Origin of the sequence: Hyalangium sp. (genome assembly GCF_035629615.1) — a bacterium.
Classification (GTDB): Bacteria; Myxococcota; Myxococcia; order Myxococcales; family Myxococcaceae; genus Hyalangium.
Genome location: NZ_DASPHO010000116.1, coordinates 26,797 through 36,528, shown reverse-complemented (window position 1 = coordinate 36,528; position 9,732 = coordinate 26,797). Strand labels below are relative to the sequence as shown.

Here is a 9,732-nt window from a genome sequence, read left to right as displayed (position 1 = left end):
TCCACCCGCTGGTCAAGTGCACCTTCACGGCGCACGCACAGGCGGCAGCACCTGCTCCACCCGGTGCACTGCCGTCACATGCGCTCGCTTCGCGTTGCAGGAGGGACACACCCCTCGTCCCTTGCACCAGAAGGCGACGAGAAACTCGTCCTTGCAACTCTCGCAGCGCACCCGCCAAAAGCCGTGCGCCAGCACTCCGCACTCCAGGTACCGGGCTTACGTCCCGCTCCACGTACCGGGGCAGGCCGCGCCCCACCTCGCTCGCCTCCGCCAGCAGCGTGGCCAGGTGGTCCTTCACCGCCTCGTACAGCACCGTCCCCTCCGGCTGCCTCCGCCGGTACGCCCACCCGCGCTCCTCCACCCGCTCCTCCCCTGCCACACCTTGCTCTCGCAGCTGATGCCCCAAGCGTGGCGTCATGCGTCCTCAACAGCGCCAGCGGTCTCCCTCTCCCTTTCTGGCTTTCCCTTCCCTTGGCGAGCGGAGGTGACGGAGCGCGGAGCCTTGAGGAGGTGGAGCGTGAGCAGGGTGATGAGGGAGAGCATCACGGCAAGCAGGGGATAGCCGTATGCAACGGCTGCGCCGATGGCTGCGGTGATCCACACACCGACCGCGGTCGCAATCCCATGCACCTCGGCGCGCCGCTTCAGGATGGCCCCACCGGCAATGAACCCCACCCCAGTCAGGAGCGCCTGGAGCACGCGCGCCTGCGCGTCCTCGCTGTCCGCAAACGCGCGCCCGCCAATCAGCACGTAGGCACAGGCCCCCAGCCCGACGAGCGGGAAGGTGCGCAGGCCGGGTCCGCGGGCGCGGCGCTCGCGCTCCCACCCCACCGGAAGCCCGAGCACGAAGGCGAGCCCGAGGCGCGAGAGCAACGTGAGAAGTTCAGTCCAGGTCTCGTGGATCACGGGTGGCTCCTCCGGGTGAGGGGTCAGGTACTGTGCGCGCTACCGCACGGTTGAAGGGTCAGGGATGCTTCAGCCGGCCACGGTGCCGGTCCACGAGGGTGGGTCACTTGCCGGGAACGAGTCTTCGGACGAGAGGTCCACGGCACGAAGACGTCTCCGCCGACGCCGCTCCGCGCGCGCGATCTCCAGGGTCGTGACGACGCCCGACACCTGCCCGTCCTCACCAACAACCACGGCGCGGCGGACGCCGGCGCGCACCATGCGCGGGGCGAGCTGCGTGAGGCGCTCGTCCTCGCGTGCGAGGACGAAGCGGCTGCTGGCCAGGTCACCCATGCCATGGACGGGGTACCCCTGAGCTGCGGCCTCGGCGCCCAAGATGAGCCGGCGCATCGTCACCAGTCCGTGGACTCGCTCCGCGTCCGCGATGACGAGGAGACCTCGGTCCGAGCGTGACATTCGCGCTGCGGCCTCGCGCAGCGGGGTCCGGGGGGCGAGCACGGCAACGTCGCTGAGCATGATCTCGCGAACGAACGTGGACATGGGAAACTCCTGTGGGAAAGGTGTGGAGGCGTGGCGCGGGCAGGCCTCGGCCAGGCCCAACGGGCCGCGCACGCAGGACGTGGGGCATCAGGCGCGGTTCGGCCGTCAGCAGCTCGCGGCTAGCGAGCAGCGACGGCCAGAGCCCCAAGCCAGGCGGCTGCCCTGTGCATCACGGAGCAAGGCGCACGCAGACCCCGCCCGTCCGAGCGAATGCTGAACGAAGCGAGGGTTGGACACGTGCGCACGTCGAAGCTCCTGTGAGATGGAGGGAGCCGGCGGCGTCCAGACAGCGGGCTGCCACGCCGGCCTCCCCTTACAACCGGTGAAGGCGGCGGCCTGTTCCCAGCCTCGGCTGCTGGCTCGCCTTCTCCCTGCCGGCAGAGATCTGCTCAAGATCCGCCTCGCCATGTCCTCCCGGGTTATCGACGTCCTCAGCGGATTGCTGCTGCCGTGCCTGATCGCCGGACGGGTATGGTGGGCGCGATGATGGAAGAGATCCTCCAGGCACTGGCGCGAGCCCTCTCGTTCGGCACACCGCTGCTGCTGGCCTCGCTGGGCGTGCTCGTCAACGAGCGAGCCGGGGTGGTGAACCTGGGAGTGGAGGGGATGATGGCGCTGGGGGCGCTGGCCGCCTTTGGCGTGGCCTCCGAGACAGAGGCACTGGGCCTGGCGGTGTGCCTGGCCATGGGTGCGGGGGCGCTCGCTGCGCTGCTGCACGGCTTCGTCACCCTCACGCTGCGCGCCAACACCTATGTGTCCGGCCTGGCCCTGGCCATGCTGGGGCTGGGCGTCTCAGGCCTGCTGGGCAAGAAGTACGAGGGCGCCATCCTCTTCGAGCCCGCCCCCGAGCTGCCCTTCACCGTGGCGGCCGGCGTGCTGGCGGTGGTGCTCTGGGGCTTCCTGCACGCCACGCGGCCGGGGCTGGTGCTGCGCTCGGTGGGCGAGAACCCCGCGGCAGCGGATGTGCTGGGCGTGAATGTGCTGGCGGTGCGCTACCTGGCGGTGGCCTTCGGCGGAGCCATGGCGGGGCTGGCCGGGGCCTTCCTGTCGCTGGCCTACCGCCCCGCGTGGACGGATGGGATGACGGCGGGCCTGGGGTGGATCGCCGTGGCCCTGGTCATCTTCGTGGGCTGGAGCCCGCTGCGCGCGGTGTTCGGCTCCGTGTTCTTCGGGCTGCTGTACTACCTTCAGTTCCGGCTCCAGGATCAGAGCCGGGTGCCCACCGAGCTCTTCGCCGCCATGCCCTACCTGCTGGTCATCGGAGTGCTGGCGCTGGCGGGACTGCGCCGCACGCAGGGAGCAGCACCGGCGGCGCTCGGCAGGCCCTATCACCGTGGTGAGCGGTAACTCAGGAGGAGCAGACGATGAACCGACATGTGTCGTTGCTGGTGCTGCTGGCGCTGTGCCTGGCGAGTCCAGCGCAAGCCCAGGATCCGAAGCTCAAGGCGTGCTTCATCTACGTGGGGCCGGTGGGAGACATCGGCTGGAGCTACGCGCACGACGAGGCGCGCAAGCTGACGGAGAAGGCGCTGCCCTGGCTGGAGACAAAGTACGTGGAGGCCGTGCCCGAGGGCCAGGCGCTGCCCGTCATCGATCGGCTGGTGACGAAGGAGGGCTGCAAGGTGGTCCTCACCACGAGCTTCGGCTTCATGGATCAGACGCTGGAGGCGGCGAAGAAGTATCCGCAGGTGGTGTTCGCGCACGCCTCAGGCTTCAAGCGGGCCCCCAACATGGCCACCTACATGGCGGACTTCTATCAGCTCTACTACCTCAACGGCCTGATGGCGGGGGCGCTGACGAAGACAGGGAAGGTGGGCTACGTGGCGGCGTTCCCCATCCCCGAGCTGAAGCGCCACATCTCGGCGTTCGCGCTGGGCGTGCGGGCGGTGAATCCCAAGGCCACGGTGAACGTGAAGTGGATCAACGCGTGGGTCAGCCCGGTGAAGGCGCGCGAGGCGGCCGAGGCGCTCATGGCCGAGGGCAATGATCTCCTGGCCTTCACGGAGGACACGGCCACGGTGGTGCAGGTGGCGGGGCGCAAGAAGGTGCCGAGCTTCGCGCACTACTCGCCCATGCACCGGTTCGCGCCTGACTTCGTGGTGTCCGGGCAGTTGGTGCACTGGGAGAAGATCTACATCGACTTCCTGGGCAAGGTGCGCGACGGCACCTACGCGCCGGGCAAGCTGCAGGACGTGGACTACTGGTGGCTGCTGCGCGAGGGCGCGGTGGAGCTGGGGGGCCAGCCGGGCCTGCCCCTCAACCCCAAGTACGTGGAGGCGCTGAAGAAGGCGCAGATGACGGTGGGGGACAAGCAGGTGTCCGTGCATGACCGGGTGCTGGAGCTGCTCAAGGACATGTCCTCCAGCAAGCCGACGTTCGATCCCTTCACCGGTCCCCTCCAGGACCGCCATGGCGTGACCCGGGTGCCCGCGGGAAAGATCATGACCCCTCAGGAGCTGAACCAGATGCAGTGGGTGGCACCGGGCGTGGTAGGCCCGGTGGCCGACGAGCCCAAATAGGGCCAAGCCCGCCGGGCTCGTGGGTAACGCACCTCCGGAGTGTTCACGATCCGGTCCTGGGAAGGGGCTCGCCTGCCGAGTCCACTCCCAGGCTGTTAGAAGTGAGCCTCCAGGATGTTCTCAACGTCCTGGCCAGGAGAGGACTTCGGCGGTGGCGGAATCGTGGGTGAGCAGCATCCTGTTGGTCGATGGCAGCCCGGCTGATCTGCTGGCCCTCGAGACTGTCCTCGAGCCGCTGGGGCAGCGCCTGGTGAAGGCCTCTTCCGGCGAGGAGGCGCTCGCTCGCCTGCTCACCGAGGAGTTCTCTGTCCTCCTCCTCGCCGTGGAGCTGCCGGGCCTGGATGGCTTCGAGACGGTACGGCTCCTGCGGCAGCGCCTGTCCCGCCCGCTCCCTCCCCTCCTCTTCATGGCCGCCGCCCGCCGTGACGCGGACCACGTCCGGCAGGGGTATGCGCTGGGCGCGGCGGACTACCTCCTCAAGCCTCTTGATGCGGACATCCTCCGGACGAAGGTGTCCGTCTTCCTCCCCCTGCACCTGGCTGCGCACCGCGCGGAGGAACAGCTCCGCTTCCAGGCGAGCATCCTGGAGAACGTCCAGGACAGCATCACCGTCACCGACTTCTCCGGACGCATCGTGTACTGGAACAAGGGAGCCGAGGCGCTCTTCGGGTATCCGGCTCGGGAGATGCTGGGGCAGACGCCCCAGCTGCTCTACCCGGATCAGGACTCCGCTGCCCTCATCCGAGACATGGAGCGGATCATCGAGGGCGAGAACTACGTTGGCGAGTGGCGGGCCCGTCGCAAGAACGGTGCCCTCCTCTGGGTGGACATCAAGACGAGCCTGATGCGCGACGCCAGCGGCAAGGGCGTGGGCTTCATCGGCGTGAGCAAGGACGTCACCGCGCGACGGAATGCCGAGGAGGCCCTGCGCGAGTCCGAGCTGAAGTACCGGCTGGCCACGCTCGCCGCCAACGATGCCATCTGGGACTGGGACATCGCCTCCCAGGTGCTGCACTGGAACCTGAGTGTCCAGACGCTCTTTGGCTACGCCCCGCATGAGATCGAGCCCGTCTTCACCTGGTGGCACGAGCGTGTCCACCAGGAAGACCGCGAGCGGGTGACGCGCGACATCGATGGCGTCATCGAGCGGGGAGAGCAGAAGTGGGAGGACGAGTACCGCTTCCGCCGCCGGGATGGCACCTTCGCACACGTGGTGGACAGGGCCTTTGCCGTCCGCGACGCCACCGGCAAGACGGTCCGGATGGTGGGGGCGATGCAGGACATCAGCCAGCGCAAGCACGCCGAGCACGACGCTGGACAGGCCTTCCTCCGTGCGGAGAAGGAGAAAAGGACGGCGGAGATCTTCTCTCGCCTGGGCCTGGCCTTCGCGTCCGAGCTGGACCGGGAGAAGCTCGTCCAGCGAGTGACGGACGAGGCGACGGAGCTGACGGGCGCGGCCTTCGGAGCCTTCTTCCAGAACCTCGTCAACGAGAAGGGGGAGTCCTATTACCTGTACACCCTCTCGGGGGTGCCCCGGGAGGCGTTCGAGCGGTTCCCCATGCCGCGAAAGACGCTCATCTTCGCGCCGACCTTCGAAGGCACGGCGACGCTGCGGCTGGAGGACGTCACCCAGTCTCCCGGCTACGGGAAGAATCCTCCCTACCGCGGGATGCCGGAGGGCCACCTGCCGGTGAGGAGCTACCTGGCCGTGCCCGTCAAGAGCCGCTCCGGCGCCGTCCTGGGAGGGCTCTTCTTCGGGCACCCAGAGCCGGGCCGCTTCCTGAAGGAGCACGAGCAGCTGGTGGAGGGCCTCGCGGCTCAAGCCGCCGTGGCGCTGGACAACTCGCTGCTGTACCTGCAAGCGCAGCGGGCCATCAGCGTGCGGGACGAGTTCCTGCAGGTGGCCGCCCATGAGCTGCGCACGCCCATCACGTCGCTCAAGCTGAAGGTGCAGTCGCTCCTGCGGACGGCGGGGGCAGCGGGCCCTCCCCTGCCCATGGAGAAGCTCCACGACAGGCTGGAGGACGTGGATCGCATCGTGGGGAAGCTGAGCGGGCTCATCAACGAGCTGCTCGACATCTCGCGGATCACCGCTGGCAACCTCCGGTTGACGCTGGAGGAGGTGGACCTGGCGTCCTTGGTCCGAGAGGTCGCCCTGCGCTTCGAGGCGCAGGCGGCCCAGGTTCACGTCCCCATCCACGTGATGAACCACAACCCGCTCGTCGGCCGCTGGGACAGGCTCCGGCTGGAGCAGGTCGTCACCAACCTGCTGAGCAACGCGCTGAAGTATGGCTCGGGCCGGCCTGTGCACATCGACACGCAGGCGGACGGGACGCATGCACGACTGAGGGTGCGCGACGAGGGCATTGGAATTGCGCCCGAGGCGTTGTCGCGCATCTTCGGCCGGTTCGAGCGCGCGGTGTCCGAGCGCCACTACGGCGGGCTGGGGCTGGGGCTCTACATCACCCGGCAGATCGTCGAGGCGCTCGGCGGCGCCGTGCGCGTGGAGAGCACCCCCGGCCAGGGGTCCACGTTCACGGTGGAGCTGCCCCTCGAGCCAGCGAGCGCGCAAGCCACCTCTTAGCGCCACCCCTGCGCGTCCTGGAACGCCTTCTTCCGCTGCTACAGGTCCTCTATACAGAGACAAGAGCCACGTGCCCGTCTCCCCTCCCTCGCGCCAGCGAACCCCGAGCCCCCATGACTGACACCCTCCTCCGCAACTGTCACGCGCTCGTGCCCGATGAGCGCGGCGTGCCCACCATCGTTCGCAATCAGGACATCATCGTCCGTGGCAACCGCATCGCCGAGCTCCGGCCCACCGGCCAGCCGCCCGAGCCGGGCTTCGACGTCATCGAGGCCCGCCAGATGCTCGCGATGCCCGGCCTCATCAACACGCACGCCCACGTGCCCATGGTGCTCTTCCGCGGGCTGGCCGAGGACGTCCCCATCGAGCGCTGGTTCAACGAGTTCATCTGGCCGCTCGAGAGCAACCTCACCGAGGAGGCCGTCTACTGGGGGATGCTGCTCGGCCTCATCGAGATGATCGAGGGTGGCGTCACCACCGTGGCCGACCACTACTTCTTCATGAACCATGTGGCCCGCGCCGTTGAAGAGGCCGGCACCCGGGCCCACCTCGGCTGGGCCGTATTCGGCAGCCGCGGCCTCGGCGCGCTCGAGGAGACCGCCGCCTTCGCCCAGCGCTGGAAGGGCGGCGCCGGGGGCCGCATCACCACCTGCATGGCTCCGCATTCGCCGTACACCTGCGACGATGGCTTCCTGCGAGCCTCTGTCGAGCACGCGAAGCGGATCGGCGTTGGCATCCACATCCATGCCGCCGAGGACATGGAGCAGACGCGCGCCAGCCTGGAGAAGCGCGAGATGACGCCCATCCAGGTGCTCGATGACACGGGAGTCCTCAGCGTCCCCGTCATCATCGCCCACGGATGTGGCCTGCTGCCCGAGGACACCCAGCGCCTGGCGCGCTACAGGGACCACGTGGGCATCGCCCACGCGCCCAAGACGTACCTCAAGCTGGCCATGGGCCTGACGCCCATCCCCGCGCTGCGCAAGGCCGGCATCCCCGTGGGGCTGGCCACGGATGGCGCCGTCAGCAACAACACCCTGGACATCTTCGAGAGCCTCCGCCTCATGGCCATGATGCAGAAGCACGAGGCCAGCAACCCCGAGGTCCTCCCCATCCCCGAGGCGCTCGACATCGCCACGCGGGGCAGCGCGGCCGTGCTGGGGATGGGCGACAGGATCGGCAAGCTCGCGCCCGGCTACCTGGCGGACCTCATCCTCGTGGACACGAGCGGCGCCCACTGGCAGCCCCCTCACAGCCTCACCGCCGGGCTCGTCTACAGCGCCCGCGCCAGTGACGTGCAGACCGTGATGGTCGACGGCCGCGTCATCATGCGCGACCGCCAGCTCCTGACCATTGACAAGGCCCGCGTCTTCTCCGAGGTGGCCAGCCACATGGAGCACCTGGCCCGCCGCGTGCCCGAGGCACGCATCCAGGTCTACAAGCCCTAGGGCAGGGCTCAGTGCGCGCCTCGACTTCTGGGCTCACAGGTCCTGCCGAACCCGGAGCTGACACATCCCCTTCAAGGCCTCGGTTGCCGCGGGCTGAATCCCTCTGCTACCTACCGTGGCCTCCACCTCCAAGGAGGCGCAGGCTTGGAGCTTCCCTCTCTGTTCGATGCTGACCGTCATCTCCAGTTCGCGATCGCCGAGGCGAAGGAGGACGAGGAGGACGCCAGCCTGCACCTGACGATACTGGCCGCCGGGACAACGCGCGGCTGCACCTCCAGGTGCCGGAGAGCTCGCGCGCGCCCCTCGTCCGGTTCCTGTCTGGTGAGCTGGAGGCTCAAAAGTAGCTACTCTTCCCCCCAGAGGAAGGCCAGTTCCAGCTCGAGCGCCTCGAAGGGCGGGGCATGAACGCGGGCGAGGCCCGCATGCGTGACGAGTAGCGTGTAGCGAGCACCCGCGAGTTGGAGCACCTCCAGCGTGCGCGCCCCCGGGTCCATGAACCAGACGTGCCGGACACCCTCTCGTGCGTAGACAGGCAGTTTGACTCCCCGATCCAGGGCAGCGGTGGAGGTGGAGAGCACCTCACACACCCAGTCTGGCGCCAGGGTGAACGCAGCCGTACGCGGAGGCCGAGGCATTCGCTCTCGGCGCCAGCCCGCCAGATCGGGCACGAGTGCGTCTTCGCCGAAGTGCAGCTCTGGCTCATCGAGGATGAGCCAGCCGCCAGGCCCGCCACGCCCCCGATCGAACGGACCTGAGAGCTCGCCTCCCAGGCGAGAGGCCGCTACCGTATGAGGCGCCGCCGGCCGGGGACTGGCGTACAGCTCCCCAGCAATGAGCTCCCCCACCACGTTCGCGGGCAGTGACTCCAGATCCGCGTAGGTGGCCGGCTTCCTTCCCATCGTTTCCCCATGTTCCTCGACGCCCGTCCCTGTTTCCATGGGAGGCGGGCATAGCAACCCGATCTGACTCCCAGGGTCATCTACCAGGAGCCTACCTTATAGGTTGTCGCTTCACTGGGCAGGATGCAAGGGCCAAGGCCTGTGACCCGGATGGCGGAGGTCCCCCACCATCGGGCAGCATCTGCGGCGAAAGGGAGCAGCTCGCCCAGCGGACAGCCCCGTAGACGGAAGGAACACGATGCTCATCCCCCTCATCGCTGCCACCCTGCTCGCCTCCACACCCAGCCCCTTGGAGGTCGTCAAGTCGGGCTACGCGAATGTCCAGAAGGTCGCCAGCGCACCCGGGGCCACCGTCGAGAAGCTCGCCACGGCCGTCGACACGTTTGTCGACTTCAATGAGCTCGCCCGGCGGGCCCTGGGTGAGACGTGGAACACGCTCACTCCGGCCCAGCGCAAGGAGTTCACGGGCGCGATGAGAGGCATGCTGCGCGCCTTCTACGCCCAGCGCATCCTGGGCACTGGCCAGACCGCCATCACGTACGGCGAGGAGACCCTCAACGGGGACGAGGCCATTGTCAGGACCACCGTCACCGTCGAGCGGACCCAGCTCCCCATCGCCTACAAGCTCTACCGGCAGTCCCGGAAACCGAGGGGCTGGCGCATCTATGACATCGTCACCGGCAACACGTCCCTGCTGGAAGACTACCGTGTCCAGTTCAACGAGCTCCTGGTCACCCAGGGGTTCAACGGACTGCTCGCCACCGTGAAGGCCCGGCGCGCGCAGGTCGAGAATTTGGCCCCGAGCCGGAAAGCCCCCGCGGCGAAGTAGCGACGCC

Annotated in this window: 9 protein-coding genes; 5 read left to right on the top strand and 4 right to left on the bottom strand. The window is 68.4% G+C overall.

Translation table 11 applies throughout. From position 1 onward, the window contains the following. From VD972_RS45710 to VD972_RS05605, 3 genes are all read right to left on the bottom strand, one after another. On the bottom strand, positions 1-418 hold a 418-nt coding region (locus VD972_RS45710), incomplete at its 3' end, for a hypothetical protein (RefSeq protein ID WP_422653660.1). Continuing rightward, positions 415-906, bottom strand: a complete 492-nt coding sequence (locus VD972_RS05610; RefSeq protein WP_324981878.1) for an MgtC/SapB family protein — start codon at positions 904-906, stop codon at positions 415-417. The genes VD972_RS05610 and VD972_RS45710, both read right to left, overlap by 4 nt. A 69-nt stretch (positions 907-975) precedes the next feature. Continuing rightward, the gene (locus VD972_RS05605; protein ID WP_324981875.1) at positions 976-1,446 is read right to left on the bottom strand and encodes a CBS domain-containing protein; all 471 of its coding nucleotides are present in this window, start codon (positions 1,444-1,446) and stop codon (positions 976-978) included. 483 nt (positions 1,447-1,929) lie between these two features. Between VD972_RS05605 and VD972_RS05600 the strand changes: the two genes are divergently transcribed. The 4 genes from VD972_RS05600 to VD972_RS05585 all read left to right on the top strand — a co-directional run bounded on the left by VD972_RS05600 (position 1,930) and on the right by VD972_RS05585 (position 7,997). Beyond that, positions 1,930-2,793, top strand: a complete 864-nt coding sequence (locus VD972_RS05600; protein WP_324981872.1) for an ABC transporter permease — start codon at positions 1,930-1,932, stop codon at positions 2,791-2,793. 17 nt (positions 2,794-2,810) lie between these two features. Further along, positions 2,811-3,965 carry a BMP family ABC transporter substrate-binding protein gene (locus tag VD972_RS05595; protein ID WP_324981869.1) on the top strand — a complete coding sequence of 385 codons (1,155 nt, stop codon included), beginning with the start codon at positions 2,811-2,813 and terminating at the stop codon, positions 3,963-3,965. Between the two features lie 151 nt (positions 3,966-4,116). After that, complete coding sequence (locus VD972_RS05590) at positions 4,117-6,549, top strand: PAS domain S-box protein (protein ID WP_324981866.1); 2,433 nt, start codon at positions 4,117-4,119, stop codon at positions 6,547-6,549. 113 nt (positions 6,550-6,662) lie between these two features. Continuing rightward, positions 6,663-7,997: an amidohydrolase gene (locus VD972_RS05585; protein WP_324981862.1), complete on the top strand. Its 1,335-nt coding sequence runs from the start codon at positions 6,663-6,665 to the stop codon at positions 7,995-7,997. Between the two features lie 344 nt (positions 7,998-8,341). Here the strand turns inward: VD972_RS05585 and VD972_RS05580 are convergent, their stop codons facing one another. After that, complete coding sequence (locus VD972_RS05580) at positions 8,342-8,896, bottom strand: Uma2 family endonuclease (RefSeq protein ID WP_324981859.1); 555 nt, start codon at positions 8,894-8,896, stop codon at positions 8,342-8,344. 238 nt (positions 8,897-9,134) lie between these two features. Here VD972_RS05580 and VD972_RS05575 point away from each other — a divergent pair, with 238 nt between their 5' ends. After that, positions 9,135-9,725: an ABC transporter substrate-binding protein gene (locus VD972_RS05575; protein WP_324981856.1), complete on the top strand. Its 591-nt coding sequence runs from the start codon at positions 9,135-9,137 to the stop codon at positions 9,723-9,725. Positions 9,726-9,732 lie beyond the last annotated feature (7 nt).

Excerpts from the sequence above, each read along its gene's own strand:
- VD972_RS05605 (WP_324981875.1), bottom strand. The coding sequence starts at position 1,446 with ATGTCCACGTTCGTTCGCGAGATCATGCTCAGCGACGTTGCCGTGCTC.
- VD972_RS05600 (WP_324981872.1), top strand. The coding sequence starts at position 1,930 with ATGATGGAAGAGATCCTCCAGGCACTGGCGCGAGCCCTCTCGTTCGGC.
- VD972_RS05595 (WP_324981869.1), top strand. The coding sequence starts at position 2,811 with ATGAACCGACATGTGTCGTTGCTGGTGCTGCTGGCGCTGTGCCTGGCG.
- VD972_RS05585 (WP_324981862.1), top strand. The coding sequence starts at position 6,663 with ATGACTGACACCCTCCTCCGCAACTGTCACGCGCTCGTGCCCGATGAG.
- VD972_RS05580 (WP_324981859.1), bottom strand. The coding sequence starts at position 8,896 with ATGGGAAGGAAGCCGGCCACCTACGCGGATCTGGAGTCACTGCCCGCG.
- VD972_RS05575 (WP_324981856.1), top strand. The coding sequence starts at position 9,135 with ATGCTCATCCCCCTCATCGCTGCCACCCTGCTCGCCTCCACACCCAGC.